General features: G+C 43.7%; 22 protein-coding genes and 2 pseudogenes. 8 read left to right on the top strand and 16 right to left on the bottom strand.

The features are described 5' to 3' along the window. Positions 1 to 8: 8 nt before the first annotated feature. The 5 genes from FA954_RS10195 to FA954_RS13820 all read right to left on the bottom strand — a co-directional run bounded on the left by FA954_RS10195 (position 9) and on the right by FA954_RS13820 (position 3,982). Positions 9 to 419: a hypothetical protein gene (locus FA954_RS10195; protein ID WP_037993732.1), complete on the bottom strand. Its 411-nt coding sequence runs from the start codon at positions 417 to 419 to the stop codon at positions 9 to 11. A 334-nt stretch (positions 420 to 753) separates the two neighbouring features. Continuing rightward, positions 754 to 1,254 carry an Imm6 family immunity protein gene (locus tag FA954_RS10200; RefSeq protein ID WP_175413197.1) on the bottom strand — a complete coding sequence of 167 codons (501 nt, stop codon included), beginning with the start codon at positions 1,252 to 1,254 and terminating at the stop codon, positions 754 to 756. 40 nt (positions 1,255 to 1,294) lie between these two features. Further along, positions 1,295 to 1,561: a hypothetical protein gene (locus FA954_RS10205; protein ID WP_052186630.1), complete on the bottom strand. Its 267-nt coding sequence runs from the start codon at positions 1,559 to 1,561 to the stop codon at positions 1,295 to 1,297. 346 nt (positions 1,562 to 1,907) lie between these two features. Continuing rightward, the gene (locus FA954_RS10210) at positions 1,908 to 2,423 is read right to left on the bottom strand and encodes an Imm6 family immunity protein (RefSeq protein ID WP_175413198.1); all 516 of its coding nucleotides are present in this window, start codon (positions 2,421 to 2,423) and stop codon (positions 1,908 to 1,910) included. 20 nt (positions 2,424 to 2,443) lie between these two features. Then, entirely contained in the window at positions 2,444 to 3,982 is a 1,539-nt protein-coding gene (locus FA954_RS13820) for a hypothetical protein (RefSeq protein ID WP_197051991.1), read from the bottom strand. Positions 3,983 to 4,423: 441 nt separating this feature from the next. Here FA954_RS13820 and FA954_RS14120 point away from each other — a divergent pair. The 7 genes and pseudogenes from FA954_RS14120 to FA954_RS14125 all read left to right on the top strand — a co-directional run. Then, a pseudogene (locus FA954_RS14120) lies at positions 4,424 to 4,558 on the top strand (SHOCT-like domain-containing protein); the annotation flags it as partial. After that, positions 4,558 to 4,844: pseudogene (locus FA954_RS10220) on the top strand (hypothetical protein). The pseudogenes FA954_RS14120 and FA954_RS10220, both read left to right, overlap by 1 nt. 73 nt (positions 4,845 to 4,917) lie before the next feature. Continuing rightward, positions 4,918 to 5,127 (top strand): hypothetical protein, encoded by a 210-nt coding sequence (locus FA954_RS10225; RefSeq protein ID WP_052186632.1) that lies wholly within the window; start codon positions 4,918 to 4,920, stop codon positions 5,125 to 5,127. A gap of 18 nt (positions 5,128 to 5,145) precedes the next feature. Further along, a complete protein-coding gene (locus FA954_RS10230; protein WP_052186633.1) occupies positions 5,146 to 5,448 on the top strand; it encodes a hypothetical protein in 303 nt (100 codons plus the stop codon). Positions 5,449 to 5,846: 398 nt separating this feature from the next. Further along, complete coding sequence (locus FA954_RS10235) at positions 5,847 to 6,464, top strand: stage II sporulation protein M (protein ID WP_037993741.1); 618 nt, start codon at positions 5,847 to 5,849, stop codon at positions 6,462 to 6,464. A 215-nt stretch (positions 6,465 to 6,679) separates the two neighbouring features. After that, on the top strand, positions 6,680 to 6,826 hold the full coding sequence (locus tag FA954_RS10240; RefSeq protein WP_220214882.1) for a hypothetical protein: 147 nt from the start codon (positions 6,680 to 6,682) through the stop codon (positions 6,824 to 6,826). Beyond that, complete coding sequence (locus FA954_RS14125) at positions 6,816 to 6,923, top strand: hypothetical protein (protein WP_121873965.1); 108 nt, start codon at positions 6,816 to 6,818, stop codon at positions 6,921 to 6,923. Before FA954_RS10240 ends, FA954_RS14125 begins: the two co-directional genes overlap by 11 nt. Here FA954_RS14125 and FA954_RS10250 read toward each other — a convergent pair. The 7 genes from FA954_RS10250 to FA954_RS10280 form a co-directional block, all read right to left on the bottom strand. Continuing rightward, positions 6,918 to 7,112, bottom strand: coding sequence for an Imm6 family immunity protein (locus tag FA954_RS10250; RefSeq protein WP_138615074.1), 195 nt, complete (start codon positions 7,110 to 7,112; stop codon positions 6,918 to 6,920). The genes FA954_RS14125 and FA954_RS10250 overlap by 6 nt on opposite strands. Positions 7,113 to 7,286: 174 nt before the next feature. Then, complete coding sequence (locus tag FA954_RS10255; RefSeq protein ID WP_037993744.1) at positions 7,287 to 7,694, bottom strand: Imm6 family immunity protein; 408 nt, start codon at positions 7,692 to 7,694, stop codon at positions 7,287 to 7,289. A gap of 47 nt (positions 7,695 to 7,741) precedes the next feature. After that, entirely contained in the window at positions 7,742 to 9,232 is a 1,491-nt protein-coding gene (locus FA954_RS10260; protein ID WP_062842903.1) for a cobyric acid synthase, read from the bottom strand. 268 nt (positions 9,233 to 9,500) lie between these two features. Beyond that, the gene (locus tag FA954_RS10265) at positions 9,501 to 11,102 is read right to left on the bottom strand and encodes a xylulokinase (RefSeq protein WP_062843070.1); all 1,602 of its coding nucleotides are present in this window, start codon (positions 11,100 to 11,102) and stop codon (positions 9,501 to 9,503) included. Between the two features lie 5 nt (positions 11,103 to 11,107). After that, positions 11,108 to 12,493, bottom strand: coding sequence for a sugar porter family MFS transporter (locus FA954_RS10270; protein ID WP_037993748.1), 1,386 nt, complete (start codon positions 12,491 to 12,493; stop codon positions 11,108 to 11,110). A 192-nt stretch (positions 12,494 to 12,685) separates the two neighbouring features. Further along, entirely contained in the window at positions 12,686 to 14,110 is a 1,425-nt protein-coding gene (araA, locus tag FA954_RS10275) for an L-arabinose isomerase (RefSeq protein ID WP_138615075.1), read from the bottom strand. Between the two features lie 26 nt (positions 14,111 to 14,136). After that, positions 14,137 to 14,832 (bottom strand): L-ribulose-5-phosphate 4-epimerase, encoded by a 696-nt coding sequence (locus tag FA954_RS10280; protein WP_062843069.1) that lies wholly within the window; start codon positions 14,830 to 14,832, stop codon positions 14,137 to 14,139. Positions 14,833 to 15,154: 322 nt separating this feature from the next. Here FA954_RS10280 and FA954_RS10285 point away from each other — a divergent pair, with 322 nt between their 5' ends. Continuing rightward, complete coding sequence (locus FA954_RS10285; protein WP_062842900.1) at positions 15,155 to 16,252, top strand: GntR family transcriptional regulator; 1,098 nt, start codon at positions 15,155 to 15,157, stop codon at positions 16,250 to 16,252. Between the two features lie 306 nt (positions 16,253 to 16,558). Here the strand turns inward: FA954_RS10285 and FA954_RS10295 are convergent, their stop codons facing one another. The 4 genes from FA954_RS10295 to FA954_RS10305 all read right to left on the bottom strand — a co-directional run bounded on the left by FA954_RS10295 (position 16,559) and on the right by FA954_RS10305 (position 23,359). Continuing rightward, the gene (locus FA954_RS10295; RefSeq protein ID WP_121873963.1) at positions 16,559 to 17,956 is read right to left on the bottom strand and encodes a cobyrinic acid a,c-diamide synthase CobB; all 1,398 of its coding nucleotides are present in this window, start codon (positions 17,954 to 17,956) and stop codon (positions 16,559 to 16,561) included. Between the two features lie 77 nt (positions 17,957 to 18,033). Then, positions 18,034 to 19,467, bottom strand: coding sequence for a proline--tRNA ligase (proS, locus tag FA954_RS10300; RefSeq protein ID WP_138615076.1), 1,434 nt, complete (start codon positions 19,465 to 19,467; stop codon positions 18,034 to 18,036). Positions 19,468 to 19,660: 193 nt separating this feature from the next. Further along, positions 19,661 to 19,789 (bottom strand): hypothetical protein, encoded by a 129-nt coding sequence (locus FA954_RS14010; protein WP_255359647.1) that lies wholly within the window; start codon positions 19,787 to 19,789, stop codon positions 19,661 to 19,663. A gap of 2,334 nt (positions 19,790 to 22,123) precedes the next feature. Further along, positions 22,124 to 23,359 carry an MFS transporter gene (locus FA954_RS10305; protein ID WP_175413199.1) on the bottom strand — a complete coding sequence of 412 codons (1,236 nt, stop codon included), beginning with the start codon at positions 23,357 to 23,359 and terminating at the stop codon, positions 22,124 to 22,126. Positions 23,360 to 23,402: the final 43 nt, after the last annotated feature.

A 23,402-nucleotide genomic window follows, 5' to 3' on the forward strand; every position in this document is an offset into this window, starting at 1 on the left:
AATATTTACTAGTCAACCCACTTCAATTTATCCGTTAGATTTCCGGAATTATAAAATTCTTCAAATGCAATAATAGCCGTGTTTAAAGGAACAAGCAAACGCTGTGGAAAATCAATGCCTGTTTGTTGGCAGCTAATATATTCATACTCATCTATATTGTTCACCCTCATATTTTCCACTACCAAATGAATGGAATTGTTCTCCGGACTGTATTGAACAGCATAAAGGCGTCGGCCTTTTATCTCATTTCCTCCCATTAAAGTTAACTCCCCTTTGCCAACCACCTTTAATCCAATTAAATCAATGTTTATTCCATCAACTTGTTTCATCACTTTTTTTACTTGATCCCAAGATGGATTTTCAATTAATGTTGAACCTGTTTCGTTATAAATATGGAGTTGAATATTGTTCATTTTCATCACCAAGACTTTCTTAATTTTTCTTTATCTACTTTTAAGATTTCAGACCCGCTCGGGCTGATAACTTCCAGTTCTTCCAAACCAACTTCGACCATCATTTGACGTACATTTCTTTTGCATGATATTTAGCAGCCCAGTTGGTTCCTTTTTGTTTAGGCAGCCTTGAATCAATTCATTCCTAATCCCTTTCTTGATATTTTTTTGGATTATCATCTCCCCAACCATTTCGCCGCCAAATTCGTTTCCCATCCACTTCCAATACCGCTGATCCATCAAAAACGAAAACCCGCTCCATTTTAACGGTGCGGGTCTTTTTATGATCACCAAAACAGAATTATGAAATCAATTTCAACAATTCTTCTTTTTGGATCTTCTTGTCACTGCCTGCCGGGTGGTTTTTAAGCAGGTACTCTCTTAAGCGTTCCGCCCATTCTTCCTGATAGCCGTCTACTTTCACTATTTTTTCCATGAACCAATCCATCCCTTCCTCATCAACCAATTCTACAGTCTGTGGAACATATTCTTCCCTTTCGTATTCATAAGCCTGAGATGTAACATAAGCCAAAGCCGTCGTTACACAAAACCACATTGCTTCTTCTTGAGGATCCGGTTGATCATCTACAAAAGCTACCCCTTCGATATGAATTAACCCATCACCATCTTCATTATCCAATCTCAAATAAAGCTCATCTGCATGATGCTTTTTCTCTTCCAGCCATTCCCAACACATATCCATGGCTCTTCTTGCCAAACCATACCAATGGTATTTTTCGGTTTGATGCATCATTTTCTCTGTCAAGGTCAGCAGATAAGCCACTTTTTCATCGGAACTCAACTTCTCAAGCCAATCCATCTAAAAATCTCCTTACTCTGATTTATATCTCAATAAATAAATAGCAATTTTCTCTGGCATCCAACTTCCGCACAAACTCTTCGATGGAATCCGCAATGATTATCCCGGCATAGTCCACCGGATGAATTCCAGCCCTTGTTTCTTGACTCAAATCCAAAAAGATCAGGCTGTCATTGCCTAACTTAAAAAAAGGGAACCGGTGTGGTTGCTCCGCAATTTCATCCACCAAATCATAATCTTCCCAGAAGTCTTCTCCCAAGATCAAATCTGCAATGGAATGGGGATCCATGATCCGATCAAACTAACCTGGTTATTACACAGAAAGCCATAGCCAATCTGGAAATAAAATTCCCTCAACTCTTTTGGAAACGTTCGATGGAGCCTTTGTTCCGCTTCTTCCACTTCACGTTTATTAAGGGGATAAAATACATGCTTTTGCCCTGGTGGTGCTTCCACATGTTCAGATGGAAGGACATACTTTTTCAAAAAAGAAAAGTCATTCATTGCTCTGATCACCTCCTTAGGATTTATATAGCTAAAAAAAGAATTCCCCTTCAAGGTGATCAAACCAAAACGAAAACCCGCCCCTTCTTACCGGTGCGGGCCGTTTTATCATCGAAACAACGTCCATGGCCTTATGCAATCAAGTTCAACAATTCTTCTCTTTTGATCTTCTTGTCACTGCCTGCCGGGTGGTTTTTAAGCAGGTACTCTCTTAAGCGTTCCGCCCATTCTTCCTGATAGCCGTCTACTTTCATTATTTTTTCCATGAACCAATCAATTACTTCATCATCTGTCATTTCTATCGCCTGTGGAACATATTCTTCCTCTTCATATTCATAAGCCTGCCATGTAACATAAAACGCCGCCTGTGTTACACAAAACCACAGCGCCTTTTCTTGAGGATCCGGTTGATCATCGACAAATGCCACCCCTTTGATATGTGCTAATCCATCCACATCATTATCTATTTTCAAATAAAGTTCATCTCCACTATGATTTTTCTCTTCCAGCCATTCCCAACACATATCCATGGTTCTTCTGGCCAAGCCATACCATTTATAATTTTCTATTTTATGCATGATTTTCTCTGTTAATGTCAGCAGAAAAGCCACTTTTGCTTCTGAACTCACATGCTCAATCCATTCCATCCCAGGAAACCTCCTGATTTTCATTCAATATATTTACCATTTTTCAATCTAAAGAATTGTCTTCCAACTGCTTTTTTTCCTTCTACTATTTCCGATGTAACTACTATTTCAAGCTTAGGATACATCTTGCTAAATTCCAAGAATATACCGCTCTTTGCATCAGGGTTTGTAATTCCCGCAATACATGCCGGGCATGCTCCTCTAGGGTTTGATTGATGGATATATATCTTTCCAGATACTTCTTTTGGGTTTAATTTAGCCTCTTTTACTGCAGCTTCAAATTCAGCCATGACATATTCTTCAGCATGTCTAGACATTTGCGGACTATCAAACGGTGACTTAATTGATCTGTTTGGATATTTTTCATCCAAAGGAACTAACTCGGCTTCTTTTGATGCTTTTTTTATGGCCCCAGGAGAAGCACCTTTAAACAATCGATCTTCCAATCCTTTAACATCTGTTCTGGCAACAGCAATCGTATGTTTATTATGACCTACTTTTCCTCTCAAATTTTTTAAGTCTTCTTTCAGAATGTCTGTTATGCCTGAATAATCACATTTAATATTTGTCGCCAAGAACAAAGCATGGTACCCTCTGGTTGGCTGTACAGCAAAACAATCGTCAACTTTGTTGAAAATATTTTTGACAATCGGGGTTTTGGCCAGAACCGGTTCCAATTGCTGAACGGCTTTATTGATCGCTGGTTGGGCAAAGTGAACCACGGCGACGGAGCCGGCTCCAAAAACTCCTGCCAAAATGGCATTTTTCCAATTGATCTTCCGCCCATGCAGGATATCGTCTGTCACACTGGTTCCGGCACCCTCAACCGATCCGAGGAATCCGCCTTTGCCAAACACTTTTTGCAGAGGTGCCGGCAATTTGGAGACCAGTTTCTGTCCTCCTTGCAGAACAGACCCCAATACTTTGGAATTCTTAGCACCCATGACCAGCTTTTGCCCGATGCCGCTCGTCAATGCCCGGGAAGCTCCTGCCGTGATACCTCCTCCAACCAATCCCAAAATGCCGCCAATGGCCGCCTCCAAGAAAGTGTTCTTATTAATCCCGCCATTTAAAACGGCACTGACTAAGAAGGATATACCCATTCCCCACAGAATGGCCGCACCCAATCCAGACGTGAGCGGAAAAAGACATAATACAACACCAACCACTAAAACGACGGAAAAAGCAATATATTCTTTATATTTTTTCACCCATTCCCAAGCCGATGACAGCGTATCAATCACAACTTCTGCCATTTTGGAGCAAATCTTGGTGAACCAATCCCAAAAGGCAGCCGCTTTCTCTTTGGTCCATTCCCATGCTCCTGAAATTTTGCCCTTGAACCAATCTCCAACCTTTGACAATGATTCGGTAAACTTATCCACAATTCCTTTCTTTTTTTCAACCGGAGGGGATGAGACCGGTTGTTCCTTCTGAACCGGGTCTTTTTGTTCGAATTGATCGAAATCTTCGTTAATTTCAGGAATATTAATTCCCCCGTCAGCATAAACAAGGGTATGAACCCAGAAGGCTGTTCCCACCGAGACGATCAGCAACAAAAGGAGAAACCGTACAAAATATTTTCCCATATCTTCGACGGGTACGAAAATCCGTAACCCCGTTTCCTCCTTTCTTATTTCTCTAAATATATTGTACAGGAAACAATTAATAATTTTAAAAAATATTAGTCTATTTGGCAATTGTATTTATAAATAATTTTTTATAAATAGTGCATGAATTTGTTTATGACAATTGCGATAAAAAATAAACCTGCTTGATGCAGGCCAGTTCAATCATTGGGCAAAATTTCCATTACACGATTTAAAGGTCACTTCTGTAAAACAAAAATCCGTCATTCTAAAACCTTAGAAAAAAATAAATTCCGCTCCGGTTAAGAGAACGGGATTCTTTTCATTTATGCAATCAACTTCAACAATTCTTCTTTTTGGATCTTCTTGTCACTGCCTGCCGGGTGATTTTTCAGCAGGTACTCAATCCACTTAAAAATTAATGATGTTGTGGATAACGAGGAATTCATCAAATTTATCAAAAAACTGTCTATTGATGATCGAATAAGCGTGGAAAACGCGAAATTAATTATCGATAAATATAAACAAGAAAAGGATGGGAATTAATGGACATTGGATTTTATGGAGTTTTTATTATTGCTGGTGTTTTAGCCGTTCAATTCTTCTTTTCAACCAGGAATAAAGCATATTGGGGAGCAATTCTACCAGTTGCTTATATTGTGTTATTAACATGGATGTTAATATCAAATCGAATTGAAAGTACTATTGGTTATGTCCTTTATTTATTGCCAGGTTTGCTTTTTCTGATTGCGGAATGGAACGGTGGCCGAAAATATTTTCATGAGAAAAGAAAAAAGAATTAGATAAAATGAAAACTCGTGATATAAAATAAAAATAAAGATAATTCACGTATATTCTAAAGGAGCATTCCTGTAATGAAGAAATCAGGGCGGATTGACAACTAGTTGGATCGTTATTTTCCGGAATTCCGTACCATCTTTCAAGACTGGGATGGCAAGACGGATTTGTACACGCTCACCCATTTTCCGCTGCCGGAGAAGATCACCGCGATGTCGACTGAAGATCTGTTGAACAAGTGGAAAGATGTCGTAAAGCGAGGCGTCGGAATCAAGAGAGCAAACGAGCTGCGACAAGCAGCCGAACGCTCTGTCTGACTGACCGTGGGGACACGCATGGCCAAACGCGTACTCCTAAGCCTGCTCAAGCAATATGAGCATCTTCAAGCCAGAATCATGGAGATTGATGACGAGATTGAGAGGCTAGTCAAACCGATTCCGGGGAACGAAGAGATGATCGCGATGAAAGGTCAGCGTGCTAACCGTGGTGACCTTCTTCGGTGTATCACAAACTATGAGCATCCGCGTCAGATCCAAAACCTTGCCGGGCTGGTTGACCCACAAAGTCGTTCGACACTCAATGACATGGGAAGACAATCGAAGCGCAGAGCCGACCAAATTTTATCCATCAGGGCATAGCCCCCGCAAAGGAGCATTTTCGGCTTCTATCTCATGGACACGCCGGACGCAGGAATGTGAGGAAATGTGAGGAAACGAACCCGCGAGACATGGGAGGGGAAGCGGCCATGAATCGTGTGGAGAAAAAAACGCACGATCATAAAAAAAATTCAGAAATCTCCCCCCCGGAGGAGGTTTGAATCGCCGTCCCCCATTATATTGAAAAATTCCGAAAGAAAGGGTTCTGTCCAAAAGGTGCGTGAAGAAGCTTCGAACAAATGACCATGAAATTTTGATAAAGAACAAACTTGTTGAAGAAAATCATTTATTTCAAGAGGGAGATAAAATAACATACTATCGATTCTAATTACAGAACTGAAGTATTTATCTTAGACAAGTTAAGGGGGGTATAAATTATAATGTTTACTGTGAGACTTGAAGCAAATAAAGTCATATTAAAAAGAGCTAGTTATTTTTTAATATTAACAGCTGCTATAACCTTTATTGCGACAATAATAACCTACATGGTTAATCCAGATTTAAAAGTAGTAATGGAAAGGATAGGGAATAGTTCACCAAGCCAAATAAAAGAATCTACAGGTATTGATAAAGTATGGTCGTATATTGTTCATAATGGTTTTGCAGTACCTTTGCAAATGTTTATCTTAGCTTTAGTGCCAATACAATATCTATATTTAGTAAATATTATTTCAACAAATTCTTTGCTTGGTGTAGTCTTTGGGATTGCATTACAAGTTGATTTTAACAAAGGCTGTGAGCTAATAATTTCTTCCATCCCTCATTCTATTTTCGAAATTTCCGCCTATTGTTTACTAGCGGGCGTCCTATTTGAATTAAATCAGGTTATTAGAACGAAAATTATAAATATGTTTAAAAAAGATAAAGAAGGAGACTCCATTATTAAAAAAATTCTAAAAGTATTAAGAACTTATATTGCTTTTGTTTTGCCACTAATCATTATAGCCGCGTTACTTGAAACATACGTAGCTGATATTATACTCAATTTATTTCAATAGCAAATGAAGTGCCTTTATCAGTCCAAATGAAACAATAATTGTTAAGGATTGTTCTTAAGAGATTGTCGGATACCAATTTTCACGATTTTGTCGTACAGAAGAGCTGCTTTTGGCTGTTGACCAGGCTTTAAACAACCGATTTCCTTTTGGTACAAAAGACAAGGGTCTGACTATTCCGGAGTGACAATGGGTGCCAAATGACGAGCCGCTGCTATATGAAAGCACTAAAAGATGCAGGCATCAAGCAAGAAAGAACGGGATACAACAATCCTGACGCAGATGCTTATATTGAGCGATGGTTTCGCACCCTGAAAGAAGAAACGGTTTGGGCTTCAGGAATATTCTTCTTTCTTGGAAGCTAAAAACAACATTGATCAATATATAAAATTCTACAATGATGAGAGGCGCCACATTCTGCTTTGGGCTATTGATCCCCTAAAGAGTTTCGCAAATCTATAACTTCAATTGTTGCTTAAATGTCTGGACAATGAGTTCATTAAGTCGGCACACCCATTCCCAACACATCTTCAATAATCTCCGAATAAGTCTGTACCATTCATAATCTTTTGTTTGTTTCGCAATCTCTTCTGTCAAAGACAATACATAAGCCACTTTGGCATCGTCAGTTATGTTTTCATACCAAATCATCATAAGCCCCTCCTCAACCAGGATTATAAAAACAAATTCCGCTCCGGTTAAGAGAGCGGAATTCTTTTTATTTATGCAATCAACTTCAAGAACTCTTCTCTTTGTCACTGCCTGCCGTGTGATTTTTCAACAGGTACTCTTTTAAACGTTCGGCCCATTCTTCTTGATAGCCGTTTATTTTTCGGACATTTTGCATAAATGCTTTCTCCATATATTCATCATCAATGGGTTGTATTTCCCGAGGGGTTTCATGTTCTTTTTTTCAAAGAGAAGTGCTTGCTTTACGGTATAAGAAACAGCAAAAAACAGGCACCAATAGACAAAATCTTCCTGTGAGCCTTCTTCGAGATCGTCATATTCCAGTCCGATGATATAAAATCCCTCATCTTCGTCAGCCAATTCCAAGTACATGTGATAGGAATCACCCTTTTTATTCTCTGTCCACTCCCAACACATATCCATGGATTTTCTCACAGTGGAAAACCAGTCATATCCGGCTAATTTATCGAGGACCTTCTCAGATAAGGCCAAATAATAAGCCGCTTTCGCATCCATATTTACTTTCTTATACCATTTCGCCATTGTTTATCCTCCGATTTATTAAAAACCCGTCGTTTGTTCTCTGCTTCTCACCTTGAGATTCCCATGATCTTCTTCACTTGTTCCATGTCCATGTGTTCACGGATCCATTGCGCCAGAAAAGCGTAAATCTTTTCCCTTTCTTCCCTTCTTCGTTTCATCGTTCGTTTCCGTTTTGGCAACCCTTTTTTCAAGCGGAGATGGCAGATCCAATGCCCGGTAAAGGAAGGATTGTCAAAAACGCCGTGAAGTCCGGTTCCCCACACTTCTCCGTCTTCGGAAACCGCGCCGTCGAACCGGCCGTCGGACAGCTCAAACAGCGGAGAAACTCCCGCGGCTTTCCGGGGGCGGACGGAATGAATCTCATATCCTTCCACCGGGTCCGGTCCTCCCCAACCGGCCAAAGGTTTTGCTTGGCTCCGGCTGGTTGGTGTGTTGAAATTCCATTGTATTTCCATGGGAAGAAGCCCCAAACCGGCCTCTTCGCGTTCGGACTCACAATCAGGATAAACCCATTTCGTCCCCAAAATGGGAAAGCCTCCGCCGATCCCGACAACCGAACTTCCTTGTTTTTTTAACACCCGGATTTTTTCTCCCAGTCCGGTCTTTTTCAGCCAAGCAAAATCTTCTTTCGGATTTTCTGTCCCGGGCAGAATGATGACATCCGGTCTTCCCAGTTCCCGGGCCGCTCTTACAAACCGGACCGACAAATCCGGATAATCCATGAGCGGGGAAAAATCCGTGAAGTTGGCAATACGGGGAAAACGGATCACGGCCACATCCAGATCAGCCGCTTCTTTTTGGTTTCCTTTTAACGCCAGTTCGGTGAGCGACAGGGAATCTTCCGGATCGATGCCAACCTCCATAAAAGGAAGGATACCCAAAACCGGAATCCCGGTTCGCTGTTCCAGCCATCGGATTCCCGGCTCCAATAATGCTTTGTCTCCACGAAACTTATTGATGATGATGCCTTTCACCCGCCGCCGCTCGTCCGGTTCCAGCAATTCCAAGGTGCCCACAACCGAAGCGAACATACCCCCGCGGTCAATGTCGGCGATCAGCAAAACCGGCGCATCCGCCATCCGGGCCGTCCACATGTTCGCGATATCCCGTTCTTTCAAATTGATCTCCGCCGGACTCCCCGCTCCTTCTATCACCAGAACGTCATATTCCCAGGATAACCGGTTCAAAGACTGTTGCACGGAGGCCAGAATCGAATCGCTTGCGTGATGGAACGAACCGGCACGAAGTTCAGCAAAAAGGTGCCCGTGCAAAATCACTTCCGACACCATTTCCCCTGTGGGCTTCAAAAGCATTGGGTTCATATCGACCGTGGGTTCAATTCCCGCTGCCTCCGCCTGAACGCCCTGCGCCCGGCCGATTTCCCCTCCATCCCGTGTCACATACGAATTTAGAGCCATGTTTTGCGACTTAAACGGAGCCACCCTGAAACCTTCTTCAAAAAAATAACGGCAAAAAGCCGTGCATATTACACTTTTCCCGACATCGGAAGCCGTTCCTTGCAGCATGATGGCCTTCATCTTGTTACACCTCTCTTTTGCGATCCTGTTTCGTTTCATTATTGCACATTTTCATTCTTTTTCCCTTTTATAAAACGATGCTCTCTTCGCTCCCGCCAATGAAAACAGACAGAAAATGCTGTGACGGCACTGAATGTGCAAAGAAAAAAATTCCCCCAACGCAAGCCGGCATATTGATCCGAAAATCCGTAAACGGCTGAGAAAACCGGCTGCAGAAAAAAAAAGCATTTCCTCAACCTTGTTGAAGAAATGCTTTTTAATGTTACTCCTATGGAAGGCACTTGATTGCCATGGATTCAACGGGCAAGCCCTTTTGATATCGTTCGATAAAGGCTTCATATCCGGAAACTCCTTCAGGCTCCGGAGATAAGATGGTGCTTTCAAGGTTCGCAAAAACTTCCCGGTCCAAAAAGTCCTCCAAATTTTGATACTGATCTTTTCGTTTGGCGTAAATCGCCAGCAAAGCCATCCCCCAAGCTCCGCCTTCCCCCGCTGTACTCATTACCGCAATGGGTGTATTTAAGGCGTTGGCCAGAACTTGCTGGGCAATGCCCGGCGTTTTAAACAGACCTCCTTGGGCAATAAAGAATTCTGTTTCGATTTGCTCTTCCTTTTTCAGAATATCCATCCCGATTTTTAACGGGGCCAAGGCTGCATACAACTGAGCCAGAACAAAATTTGGCAAGGTAAACGTGCTGTCGGGATTCCTGACAAAAAGCGGGCGTCCGGCAGGCATTCTGGTAATATTCTCCCCCGACAAATAACTGTAATTGACCAATCCCCCTGCATCGCAATCCGCCTTGGCTGCAGCCTGAAACAATGTTTCATATAATTTATCCGTATTTATATCCACACCCAAGCATTCTGCAAACTCTTTAAACAGATTGGCCCAAGCATCAATATCCGATGAGCAATTGTTCGTATGGACCATCGCCACAGGGGTGCCATCGGGTGTCATGACGATGTCGACATCTCTGTAAACTTTTTTCAATGGTTTATTCAATACAATCATGGAAAAAGCAGAGGTTCCGACTGATATATTTCCTGTCCGTTTACGAACACTGTTGGTGCTGACCATCCCGGTTCCGGCATCCCCCTCCGGAGGAACCATCAAGCTGCCTTCTTGAAGCTTGCCGCCGGCATCCAGCAACCGGGCCCCTTCCTTGGTCAATCTCCCTGCGCACTCACCTGCTTTTAAAACTTCCGGCAAAATCTCTTTTATCTTCCATGGATAAGACGCCACATTTTCCAGACTCTCAAACCGTTTTAAAAGGCCGGCAGAATAAGTTCCGGTCACTTCGTCGATGGGGAAAACCCCTGAAGCATCTCCGATTCCCAACACCTTTTTTCCGGACAGCCTCCAGTGAACATAACCAGCCAAGGTGGTAATAAAATGAATGTCTTTTACATGGGGCTCTTGGTTTAAGATGGCTTGATACAGATGGGCAATGCTCCATCGTTCCGGAATATTAAATTGAAACAAGTCGGTTAATTGGCTGGCGGCTTGTTCCGTGATGTTATTACGCCAGGTTCGAAACGGGGTTAACAAATCTCCGTTTTTCGAAAAAGCCAAATATCCGTGCATCATGGCACTGACACCGATGGCGCCGATCTTGGTGAGAGGGACCTGGTACTTGCTTCGGACTTCTTTGGCAAGTTGCGCATAACTGCTTTGAATCCCTTCCCATACTTCATCCAATGCATACGTCCATATTCCATTTTCAAATTTATTCTCCCAGACATAACTTCCCGTCGCAATTGTATGAAAATCATCCGCTACCAATACAGCTTTGATACGCGTCGATCCCAATTCAATGCCTAACGTGACATCCCCCTGTTTAACGGCCTCTGAAACTTTAACCAAATCCACTTCATTCACCCCAATCTATTCGTACCCTTCTCAAATTTCTCAATTTCTTCCAAAGTATGGCCACGTGTTTCCGGAACGCGTGTGCGGATAAACAAAACACCGAGTAAACAAATAATACCGAAGATTGCAAATACTGCTTCTTGAGACATTGAAGCCGTCATAATCGGGAACAACAGTCCCACCAAAAAAGAACCGATCCAGTTAAAAGACGAAGCCAATCCGGACGCCCGCCCACGGATTAACAGCGGGAAAATTTCCCCTACGATTACCCAGGTCAACGGAGCCCAAGTAAATGAATAAAAAGCGACATAAATACTCAAAAAAACAACGATCATCATCGGGTTTGCATCTGGAATCAACACATTCATCACAGCCGGGAAAATAAAAGACAATCCCATGATGGTTCCGCCTATGGTCAATAAAGCCCGGCGGTTAAATCTATCCGCAATCAACAGGAACACAAGGGAACCCAACACCAGAATGATCCCTTGAATTATCGGCCACATCAATGCGGATTTTGCCGCATGCCCTGTTGCTTTTTCCACAATCAAGGGAATGTAATAGAAAATGGCGTTCGCTCCCTGAAATTGTTGAAAAGCAGCAATCCCGACACCGGCAATGACCAAATAGCGATATTTGCTCTGAAAAAGCGTACTCCATGATGCTTTTTGATTTGCCTTTTTTTCCTCGATCACGGTTTCTTGAATTTGTTTTATTTCGGATTCGATTTGTTCCGGGTCCTGACGAATATAGCCCAATACTTTGCGGGCTTCATTCAGTTTGTTGTTTTTTATCAGAAAACGGGGAGACTCCGGCAGCCGCAAAACACCGATAAACAGAATCAAAGCGGGCAGGGCGGCCATTCCCAACATCATACGCCAAGCCATGGTTACGGATAAATCTTTCAATAAATAATCAACAATATATGATAGCAACATTCCGGAAACGATCATGGTTTGGTTAATTCCTGACAAACGGCCGCGCAATTTTGCCGGTGCCATTTCCGACATATAAGCCGGGACCAGCGCTGAAGCGGCTCCGACAGCCAGTCCCAATAAAATCCGGACACCGGCCAAAAAATAGATTCCATTGTGCGGGGCAATCCCTGACAAAACAGAACCAACAACAAAAATCAGGGAAGCAATTAAAATCATTTTTCGTCGTCCCAAACGGTCTGAAAGTTGTCCGGCCAAAGCCCCTCCGAAAATCGCCCCAAACATCAGAGAAGAAGTGATCCAACCAATTGCACCGGCATTGTTCTGCAGATTCCAATCATGTTCCAAAAAAGGCAATGCCCCCGTCATCACACCGATATCATAGCCAAAGAGGATACCGCCAAAAGCCCCGAAAAAATAGATAAATCCACTGGGAATTTTCTTATCATTCGCCATTCCTGTCCCTCCTCGTGTTGACAGCTTACTGACTTGCCCTTCTTTCATGTAACAATATCGGACAAACAAATAAAACGTTTTCAAAAATGTGTTTGGCCTTGTTTTCCCTGAAACCATGAACGGGAAAGTGACCAAGATCCCCTTTTCCAAGAAGGATCCCTTCCGGGGAATCCGATTCCCCGGAAGCTGTGATTACTTGATCACCACGTATTCTGCACCGACAAGTTTTGCGTAAGTGACGATCTGATCCGTTGACAAATCCAATGAAACCACGGTATGATGACCGCCTCCGTTCTCAATCCAGGCCTGAACCCCGTCATGAAAATTCGGCTTGACGCGCCAAAGCACACGGGCCACCGGAAGTTTTGGCGCAGGAACGGTCGGCTCAAATGCGGAAACTTCATTGATCAACAATTTGAAATGCGTACCGAAGTCCGCCATTGAAACAACAACGCCATCCCCCGCCTTTCCGTCAAACACCAAGCGGGCCGGATCCTCACGATTGCCTATCCCCAAGGGAGATACAACAATTTTCGGTTTGTTCTTTGCCAGCGCGGGATCCACTTCCAGCATATGGGATTGAAGCACATACTCTTGACCACTCGCCAATTCATACGTGTAATCTTCCATGAAACCGGTTGAACCGTTGCGGCTCATGATTTTGAGCAACCGGTTGAGTGCCGCCGTCTTCCAATCCCCTTCGGCGGCAAAGCCGTATCCTTGGGCTGTCAAACGCTGCACGGCAAGCCCCGGGAGTTGTTTCATGCCGTGCAAATCTTCGAAATTTGTTGTGAAAGCATTGTAACCCCGCTCATCCAAAAAGCGCTTGATGGCGATTTCATAACGCGCCTGAACTTTCACGCTTTTCTCCCAATCTTCCCTGCTGTACGTCCCGTAATCAAATTCATAAAGGTTTGCATACTCTTCAAATAAGGCATCAACTTCCTCATCTTTGACGGCATTCACCTCTTGAACAAGATCGCCGATGCCATAGTAATCAACAGTCCACCCAAATTGAATCTGCGCTTCGATTTTATCCCCTTCGGTTACCGCAACATTGCGCATGTTGTCGCCAAAACGGGCTACTTTAATCTGGAAGCTTTCGTTATAAGCAACTGCCACATCCATCCATTCCGCAATTTGCTTCTGTACTTCCTCGCGTTTCCAGTATCCGACAACCACTTTATTTTGTTTTTTCAAGCGGGCATTAATGAAACCATATTCACGGTCGCCATGCGCCGCCTGATTCAGGTTCATAAAATCCATGTCAATCGTTTCCCAAGGAATGCTTTCATTGAATTGTGTTGCTAAATGAAGCAATGGTTTTTGCAATAATTTTGTCCCGCGAATCCACATTTTTGCGGGCGAAAACGTATGCATCCATGTGATGACTCCGCAAACTTCGTCCCGATAATTGACTTCTTTCATGATGTTCGTGATTTTGTCGGCACTCACGGCCAGGTCTTGCAACACAATCGGGTACGGCAATAAACCGCTTTCATTTAGTTCATCCGTTATGGTTTGTGCATGCGCTTTCACCCTGGCCAACGTTTCTTCCCCATAGAGATGTTGCGAACCCACGACAAACCAAAATTCCCGTCTTTTCGGCGTTGACATCGTACCCCTCTTTTCTTTATTTTCTTTTAATTTTGTCCGTAATAGGCATTTTTTCCGTGTTTTCTATAATAGTGCTTATCTAAAATATGTTTCGGCAATTCTTTTGCAAAGCGATTTAATTCTTGTGTAAAGAAATTCATTTTTGAAATTTCTTCAAGCACGACACTATGCATGACCGCCGATCTTACATCTTTCCCCCATGTAAACGGACCATGTCCTTTTAACAAAATCCCGGGAACGGCCAAGATATCCAATCCCCGTTCTTCAAATGTTTCAATAATCACGTTTCCCGTTTCTGTTTCATATCCGCGTTCAATTTCTTTTGGCGTCAGATAACGGGCGCAAGGAATGGAACCGTGGAATGTATCTGCATGCGTGGTTCCCATCGCGGGAACATCCAACCCTGCCTGAGCCCAGATGGTTGCCCATGTCGAATGCGTATGCACAATCCCGCCAATTTCCTCATAATGCTTATAGAGCACCGCGTGAGTGGGTGTGTCCGATGAAGGCTTCAGCTTACCTTCAACCACATTGCCTTCCAAATCAACCACCACCATGTCACCGGGCTTCATCGTTGCATAATCAACACCACTGGGTTTAATCACAAATAAACCGCTTTCACGATCAATCGCACTTGCATTCCCCCAGGTATATTTCACCAGCCCGTGTTCAACCAATTGCAAATTGGCTTGAAACACTTCTTCTTTCAGCTGTTCCAACAATTTCATCCCTCCGGTTTCCGACTTAAAATCAATGGTTAAAAACAACCACCGGGAAGCGCTTTCAAGGTAAGTATATTTTTTATACGTACATATGTCAATCTTAAACAAAATATGTGCATACATCCTCTACAAAATAAATGATATTCTCATTTATATTTATGTATTAACAAACGAAATGAATGACATCGATTACGATTATTGGAAATTTGTTCGCACCAATTGTTTAACCGCTTTCGATTCATTTCACAACATGTTAAGATATGTCCATACAAATTTTTAAAGCGGAAGCAAAGAACAAACAACTTTCAGGAGCAGTGGTAATATGAAACCAAAGTATCAAGCAATCATCGATGACATCAAAAGTAAAATTCTTTCCGGGGAATACAGTGTTGGAGAACAAATCCCCACGGAGTCAGCCTTGCAGGAAATATACAAAGTCAGCCGGCACACCGTGCGAAAAGCCATTTTGGAACTGTCAAAGGAAGGCTTTTTAAGAAGCAGCAAGGGGTCCGGAACTTATGTCAGCAATCAGTTCCAAATAAAGTCGGGGGCCCACTCAAACCAAAAAACCATCGGGGTGATCACAACCTATATTTCGGATTATATTTTTCCTTCCATCATTCGGGGCATTGAAAGAAGACTGAATGAGGATAACTATTCATTGCTGTTGGCCAGCACCAATAATGAGATCGAACAAGAAAAAAAGGCTTTGGAAATGATGTTGTCTTCCGGCATCGACGGGTTGATCGTCGAACCCACCAAAAGCAACTTGTACAATCCCAACATTTCATACTACTTGTCATTAAAAAAGCAAAACGTTCCGTTTATTATGATCAATGCTTATTACAATGAATTGGATGTCCCTTTTCTTTGTCTGGATGATGTACAGTCCAGTTATCTTGCAACCAATGAATTGATTTCCAAAGGACACACGCAAATCGGACTCATTGCAAAAATGGATGATTTACAGGGTAAGCACAGAATGAAAGGGTATATCAAAGCGCTTGAGGAAGCCCGACTCCCTTTTCAACCGGAGTTGGTTCTTTCCTTCAATACAGAGACAAAACCGGCTTTGGGCATGAACTTAAAAGATTTCCTGAACAAACATCTGAACGAATTGACAGCCATTGTTTGCTACAATGACGAGGTCGCTTTTGAATTGGTGAATGTATGCAGACAACTTGACATCCCGGTTCCGGACAAATTGTCAATTATTGGTCAGGATAATTCTTTTCTCGCCAAAACCTCTTTTATCAAGCTGACGACATTGACACACCCGCAAGAACAAATGGGTTGTGACGCCGCCGATTGGATTATTAAAAAACTACAGGGTAAAAAGGATTTACCTTACCAAACCTATTATCAACCCAGATTAATCGAAGGCGAAACGGTGAAAGAATTAAATAAAGAGAACCCCTGATGATTTTCCATAAACATAAAAACAGACCCGCTTGAAACTTCACTGAGTCGGGTAAATTAAGCGGGTCTGTTATGTTTCAGTGCACACACCTTGCCAGATTTGGCAACAATCCATACAGCTAAACGTATCCTCTCCAACCGTGACATGGACAAATAAAAAAGAGGGGATGTTCCCTCTTTTAATACGGCCGGTCGCCAACAGTTCGGCTTGTTTTTTCTCCAATTCTTCTTTTGTCATGAAATCGCTGAAAGCCGGGGTAAAGTCGTGAACAGCGGACAGCCCGTTGATGCTTTCCTTATGAAACGTTTACCCCCTCTTGCCATCCCTGTAATTCCGGCAAGCCGCAATGAAACGTTTGGCCATGGAAGGGTTGGAAGCAAAATGGAGATGGGTATACCCGGCCAAAAGATTTCTCCGTGCATATCCTTCCCGGTGTTTGCCGGCATGCCCGCTGATTTCATAAGCCCAAGCATCCTGCTCTTTTCGTATCGCCAGCGTGGAATAATGAAATTCATGTCCACGCGCTTTCTCCCCTTGCTTGAGCAGCAGATTGTCCGTCACGGCTTCCACTTCCCGGTACCCCAGCGCCGTCAGCCGGTCACTCATCCGGACCACAGCCGGGATCACGCCCGTCATCGGATGAAGTTTCCCTTTTCGATCGATGATCGCCTCGGTCAGATACATGTATCCGCCGCACTCGGCATAAGCCGGCATGCCTCTTGTGATGTTTTCCCGGAAAGAACGTTTCACTTCCTCATTTGCAGATAATTCCCGGACAAACTCTTCCGGGAACCCGCCACCCACGATCAAGCCATCGGCTTCTTCCGGCACCGGTTCGCCTTTGAGCGGGCTGAAAAACCGCAACCGGGCTCCGTACTGCTTCAGCAACTCCAGATTTTCCGGATAATAAAAATGAAAAGCCGCATCTTTTGCCACCGCGATGATGACGGGATGTGGTTCCATCCGTTTTTGTGAAAAAAGCCGACGCCCGGGCCCGGCAAGCAAAGGGGCATTCCCGGCAACCTTCTTTAAACCGTCCAAATCCACTCCTTTTTCCATGAGCTCTGCCAACCGGTCAAACAGGGGAACCATTTCCCCCCGTTCAAGGGCAGGGATTAAACCCAAATGGCGTTCCGGGATGTCAACGGACGGATCCGGGGGAAGCCAACCGAAAACCGGAATGCCGCACTCTTTTTCAATTGCAGATTTGACAAGCTGAAAATGTCCTTCCCCTCCGGCCCGGTTGGCAATCACTCCGGCCACGGGCACAGACGGATTCAACCCCTGATAACCCTTCACCACCGCCGCCGCACTGCGCGCCAAACTGTAAACATCCACCACCAGGATCACCGGGCTTTGCAACAAAATGGCTATCTCCGCCGTGCTCCCCTTGTCGCTCAAAGGATCTTTGCCGTCATACAGTCCCATGACCCCTTCTACGATGGAAAGATCGGCATCCCGGCTGCCATTGAGAAAAATCTCCACCATGTCCTCCGCCGGCACCATCCAAGTATCCAGATTGCGGGAAGGGCGCCCGGTGATCGCCGTATGGTAACCCGGATCAATATAATCCGGCCCGGCCTTAAATCCCTGCACCTTGAGCCCCCGCTTTTGAAACGCCGCCATCAAACCAAGGGTCACCGTCGTTTTGCCCACTCCGCTCCCCGTTCCGGCAATGACGAGCCTCGGTCTTTTTTCGTTCATGGCACATCTCCCCCGTTCCTTCCCATTTCATAAGAAATCCCCTGCCACTTTATTTGCAGCAGGGTGCATTCCGTTCATTAATAAGACTTGGCAAACCAGACGGTGTATTTGGCTTTCTCTCCGCATGCGACACATGTTTTCATGGTTTCCGGGGGATCAAAAGGAATGTTGCGGCTGACGGCACCGCTTTCTTCTTTCACTTTGGCTTCACAACGGTCATCGCCGCACCAGCCGGACAAGACAAAACCGCGCTTGGCTTGGATAATATCCGTCAATGCTTCAAGGGTTTCCGCCATGTGGGTGTTCCGGTCAAAATTGGCTTTCGCTTGTTGATACAAGTTCTCCTGAATCTCATTGAACAGACGATCGACCGTCTCCAAAACTTCCGCGGTCGGAACCGTGATTTTTTCCAATGTGTCCCGGCGGGCGAGCACAACCTGATCCTGATTGACATCCCGGGGCCCGATTTCCATGCGAAGCGGGATGCCTTTCGCTTCATATTCGTTAAATTTCCATCCGGGACTGTAATTATCCCGGTCGTCCAGTTTCGCCCGGATTCCCTTCGCTTTCAATTGGTCCAGGATTGGTGCGGCATAAGACAGCACACGCTCCCGTTCGCCTTTTGCACCGATCGGGATGATGATGACCTGTGTCGGGGCAATGCGCGGCGGCAGCACCAACCCTTGATCATCGCCGTGAACCATGATCAATGCCCCGATCAAGCGGGTGCTCACTCCCCAGGAAGTGGTGTATGCATACGCCAATTGGTTGTTTGCATCCGTAAATTGGATATCGAAACTTTTCGCAAAGCGTTGCCCCATATAATGGGAAGTTCCTGCTTGGAGCGCCTTTCCGTCTTTCATCATGGCTTCCACGGAATAGGTGTGAACCGCCCCGGCAAACTTTTCCGAAGGTGTTTTCTCTCCGCGGACAACGGGAATCGCCAAAACGCTTTCAATAAACTCCGCATATAAATCCAAGATTTTAAACGTTTCTTCTTTGGCTTCCTGTTCAGTGGCATGAGCGGTATGCCCTTCCTGCCACAAAAACTCGCTCGTCCTCAAAAACGGCAACGTGCGTTTTTCCCAACGGACCACGTTGCACCACTGGTTCATGAGCAAAGGCAAATCCCGGTACGATTTCACCCATTTGGAAAACATGTGTCCGATCATGGTTTCCGAGGTCGGGCGGATCGCCAGCTTTTCCTCCAGCGGATCACCCCCGGCTTCCGTCACCCAAGGCAATTCCGGATTAAACCCTTCCACATGCTCCTTTTCTTTCTCGAAAAAACTTTGCGGGATAAACAAGGGGAAGTAGGCATTTTCATGGCCCGTTTCTTTCAGCCGGGCATCCAGTTCTTTTTGAATCGCTTCCCAAAGCGCATATCCGGCCGGTTTAAAAACAATGCACCCCCGGACCGGCGAATAATCCATTAAATCCGCTTTTTTGATCGTCTCTATGTACCATCCCGAAAAATCTTCGCTCTGCGACACAGTCTTCTTGGAACTCATCCGACATCATCCCCTTCCGGTACTTCAATTCATAATTTTCTGCCCGAGTGGATTCATGTTACTATATTTCATTTCTTTCTTCAACGCGTTTGTTTTATTTCCATTCTTTCATTCCTGAGAATTAAAAATTCCACGCATCCTGCAAGAAAGACCCCTGCCACTTCCTGTGCAGCAAGGGTCTTTCTTTATCTGCTCAAGATTGAACTTCTGCTTTCTCAACGCTTCTTTCAGCTTCCAAACCGGCTTCATCCTTTGACAAACGCGCTTTCTTGCGGACCGGTGATCCAGTAAAGTTTTTGAGTATTGTATCTGAAATCGGCATTGTACCTTCCTCATTCGATATCGTTTTCTCATTACAGGGAATGGGTTCGCACCGGCCCCCGTTCTTGCGGGCATAACACGTTAAAGACCCATTAATCCACTGCACGAATCCCTTTTATGACAGCGATAATCAGCGATCATCCAATATCTTCAAATGCCTTTTCAACTCTTCAAATCGGAGCGTTTTCGGAATCGAGATCGTAAAAATCTGAACAGTATAATTATTACAATACACTTCCAGATAGATCTCCTTTCGAAGTGGGACCTGCATTTTTCCATGAAGGGCAGATGGTGATGAACTAGATAGTAAGATTTCTTTAGCAGGATTACAGTAACTAATGGAACTGATACTCGAAAAACAGTTTCGTGTCAGTTAAAACAACCACTTGAATCTATCTGTTTAAACTTCTACATGCGAACATCTAAGGAAAGGATCCAGTTAGGTACAATAATAATTTAAACAAGTGTGCCAAACTAATCGACTATCTTTACCAGGTGAATAGATGAATAGTATGCATGTAACCACAACCTAGGTAATGTGCGCTCCCCTCTGTAGAACGTGAAATGTGTGATTGACAATGGATCGCTGAAAAACCAACTCCCATTGAATACATCCCTCAGCCAAATTTCCTTGGAGGGAGATTTAAGCAGTGGGACTGCGCAGGGCAAGGCATTTGACAATTGCAAATTTCCACTTGCGCCTTCCCCGCGAGTAAGGGCTACCAACCGGACTCCATTTTACCGACCTAGAGTGAGCCAAGACACCTCGGGACAAAGCTTATCGATTCAATTTCCCGCTTCAGCGATCACACGTGTACTCACTGATAGTGCTGTGAACACGCTCCCTCTATAAACGAAATTGAATCTCTTTTAATGCTCCTATTTACTCCTTTTTTTAAAACGAGGCTCAAACCAAGTCGATGAATAAAATCCCTGATATGTAAGGAGTAGCAAAGTCCAATTTTAAAAGCCATTTTTTTGAAAATATAAGGGCACACAACGGATCTCTACAGAAACCCAAGCAGATAACCCTCCCATTTCTCCCTGTAATATGTCCTTACATTCCTTCGTTCGTCCTGGCTTGAGGTGAAGGCTGAAAAATTGCTGTAGTACAGGGTCGATGCTCGAATCGTGTTCTTTGACAGCTTCTCCATGCCTCGATTTGCAAAAGAATCATCAGGCTGCACTCCAATCTTGTGCAATCTGCAAAGCTTCACGAAGTTTTGGAATTTATAGGACACCTTTCGAACGCCAATCACATACAGAATCGCAGCGGATTCTTTCTCCTAGAAACATAGAACAACACGTAGTCTTGCTCTTCCACGTTTGGTCACCAACTTCGGATAAAAAACCGGCAACCGTAAGGAAACTGACTTCAGGAACCGATTGCATTTCTTGAGTACCAGGGATTTGATCCAACAACGTTTTGATTTGCACATTGAGCTCATTCAACTGTTGATTCATTTCCACCTGTTGCAAGTTAAATGTTGGGCGGATTCCACCGTTTTAATCCGACAGAACGTTGAACATCACAAGGAAGGGGGAAGTATCGTAACGATTGGGTCGCCGTTTTCCCTTTCCAATCCTTGAATACAGTAAGAAACTCAGGAAAATATTGATCCAACCAACGATGCACCCGACCCTCCATTCGAATAGATCTCTGGACAACTGGTCTCGTATTTTTCATGGCCGTTCGTAAGTCTGCAAATGTATCTTCCGGAAGATACGCTTCAAAGTACCGTGCCCCTTGAATTAGCCGAGCAATGACATAAGGCATCTTTAACATCGTTTTTGGTTGGAGAATTTTCCTCAAGTTCCTTCATACGATGAACATGAAACGGATTGACCACGACTACTTTGTTTCAAAAAGTAAGCTAGGTTCAACCAATAGTGCCCGTTGGCTCCATTCCAAACAACACGTGTTGTTTGGAATAAGATTTTTGGATCGTTCAGATCCAAAACAAAGGCTGCTCAAATCCTTTTCTCGTATTGGTAAAGGACAAGGGTTTTCTTAGTTCATTTCCTCGGTCATCCACTGCTCGCGCGATATGTTTTTCTTTGCCCTTTGTCCACTCCTACAATGAGCAGCCAAAATGAATATGATCTATTTTTTCGTTTTGGTTAAAATTCGTATTAAGTACCTCCTTGGTAAAAATGAGCGATCAGTGCGCGCAACCTGACACCCCGTATATTACAGGAGGTAGGTACTCTTTCTTTTTCAAAGCTAATATTAATTCATCATAAGAATGCTGGTTTTTCTGCAATACTATTTAGACATTATTTACATGAAACCTAATGAATCTAGATATCATTTGAAGTAACTTCTGCCCCTTGGTTATGATTGTACCTCTACTTTCCCAACGCTTCCGTTAGGTTCAGCCTTTACTTCAACCTTTGATGGATTCTTTTTTTTGCGGACAGGGAACAGGATTCCAAGTAAAGAGATAACCGCACAGCCCCAAAAAATCTCCGAAATCCCCCACTTGGAAACAACAGCCAACGAGCCTATAAAAATGACATCAAAAACGGAATCAAGAATACTCAACATAGATAACGTGGTCGCACGGCTTCCCGTTGAGATATATTGGTTTCCAATATTGGAAGAAATCGGCCAGCGAATGGATCTGGCCGCTCGAATCATCAGACCAGACATAATAAAAACAGCCAACGAATGATCGAATATCACTGTAGAAACATAAGAAGCGATGATCAAAGCACCGGATATATACATCCAAGCCACTTCCGACACCTTTTTCGTCAGCCAACCGACATAGGTGGAAACCAAATAAGAAAGAAGATAACCAATAGCAAAAACAATCCCCAAAGCCTCAACCGGAAATCCCAATCTCTTAAACCATGGCTGCTCAAAATTTGTAAATATATTTGTTCCAATAAAAATGATGGTGACATTGGCAAAGAGGAACAGCAAATTGGGGTTCTCTATAATTTCCCTCGTCCCTTTTTTCACATGGCTCCACGGGTGATCACGATAATTATCCAAGCTGGCTGGCTCGATAATTCGAAGAACGAAAAAGATTTGAAGCAAAACAAACAACAAATTCAGCCCGATCAGGATATGGAATTGCAGCAGAGTCAAATCTTTTGCCAACCATGCTCCCAGTATAAGCCCCACCATTTTGGGAAGCATGCCGGCCCCTTCAATTTTTCCGTAAACTTTCGCCATATCTTCTTCCCGGCGATCCTCTTTTAACGATTCATAAAGAATGGCTTCCACAGTTCCTGAAAAGAAAGCGGCAGTTATCCCGGACAAAACTTGGCTCGCATAAACATACCACTCATTAGTTGCCAGTAATAACAAAATAAGTGACAAGGCTTTAACCAAAGTTCCAGCTAAAAGCGACTTCTTGGCGCCATATCGGTCAGCAAATACCCCTGTTGGTATTTCAAAAATCAAAATCGATACGCTAAAGCAAAGCAAAACAACAAAAATATTTGTATAATTCAAACCAACCGACAAATAAAAGAATGTCATAATGGGCTCTAATAGATTAAATCCACTAAGTAAACTAACCCAGTATAGTTTTTGTGTATTGTTATTAGAGATCGACATCATATCATCCTCATTCTATATAATATTTATTATTATATGGGGA

The sequence above is a fragment of the Thermoactinomyces vulgaris genome, from assembly GCF_005886755.1.
Classification (GTDB): domain Bacteria; phylum Bacillota; class Bacilli; order Thermoactinomycetales; family Thermoactinomycetaceae; genus Thermoactinomyces; species Thermoactinomyces vulgaris.

Coding starts and splice junctions, on each gene's coding strand:
- FA954_RS10195 (WP_037993732.1), bottom strand. CDS start 419: ATGAAAATGAACAATATTCAACTCCATATTTATAACGAAACAGGTTCA.
- FA954_RS10205 (WP_052186630.1), bottom strand. CDS start 1,561: ATGGATCCCCATTCCATTGCAGATTTGATCTTGGGAGAAGACTTCTGG.
- FA954_RS10210 (WP_175413198.1), bottom strand. CDS start 2,423: ATGGAATGGATTGAGCATGTGAGTTCAGAAGCAAAAGTGGCTTTTCTG.
- FA954_RS10230 (WP_052186633.1), top strand. CDS start 5,146: ATGGCCAAACGCGTACTCCTAAGCCTGCTCAAGCAATATGAGCATCTT.
- FA954_RS10235 (WP_037993741.1), top strand. CDS start 5,847: ATGTTTACTGTGAGACTTGAAGCAAATAAAGTCATATTAAAAAGAGCT.
- FA954_RS10240 (WP_220214882.1), top strand. CDS start 6,680: ATGAAAGCACTAAAAGATGCAGGCATCAAGCAAGAAAGAACGGGATAC.
- FA954_RS10250 (WP_138615074.1), bottom strand. CDS start 7,112: ATGATTTGGTATGAAAACATAACTGACGATGCCAAAGTGGCTTATGTA.
- FA954_RS10255 (WP_037993744.1), bottom strand. CDS start 7,694: ATGGCGAAATGGTATAAGAAAGTAAATATGGATGCGAAAGCGGCTTAT.
- FA954_RS10260 (WP_062842903.1), bottom strand. CDS start 9,232: ATGAAGGCCATCATGCTGCAAGGAACGGCTTCCGATGTCGGGAAAAGT.
- FA954_RS10270 (WP_037993748.1), bottom strand. CDS start 12,493: ATGGCGAATGATAAGAAAATTCCCAGTGGATTTATCTATTTTTTCGGG.
- araA (WP_138615075.1), bottom strand. CDS start 14,110: ATGTCAACGCCGAAAAGACGGGAATTTTGGTTTGTCGTGGGTTCGCAA.
- FA954_RS10285 (WP_062842900.1), top strand. CDS start 15,155: ATGAAACCAAAGTATCAAGCAATCATCGATGACATCAAAAGTAAAATT.
- FA954_RS10295 (WP_121873963.1), bottom strand. CDS start 17,956: ATGAACGAAAAAAGACCGAGGCTCGTCATTGCCGGAACGGGGAGCGGA.
- proS (WP_138615076.1), bottom strand. CDS start 19,467: ATGAGTTCCAAGAAGACTGTGTCGCAGAGCGAAGATTTTTCGGGATGG.
- FA954_RS14010 (WP_255359647.1), bottom strand. CDS start 19,789: ATGCCGATTTCAGATACAATACTCAAAAACTTTACTGGATCACCGGTC.
- FA954_RS10305 (WP_175413199.1), bottom strand. CDS start 23,359: ATGTCGATCTCTAATAACAATACACAAAAACTATACTGGGTTAGTTTA.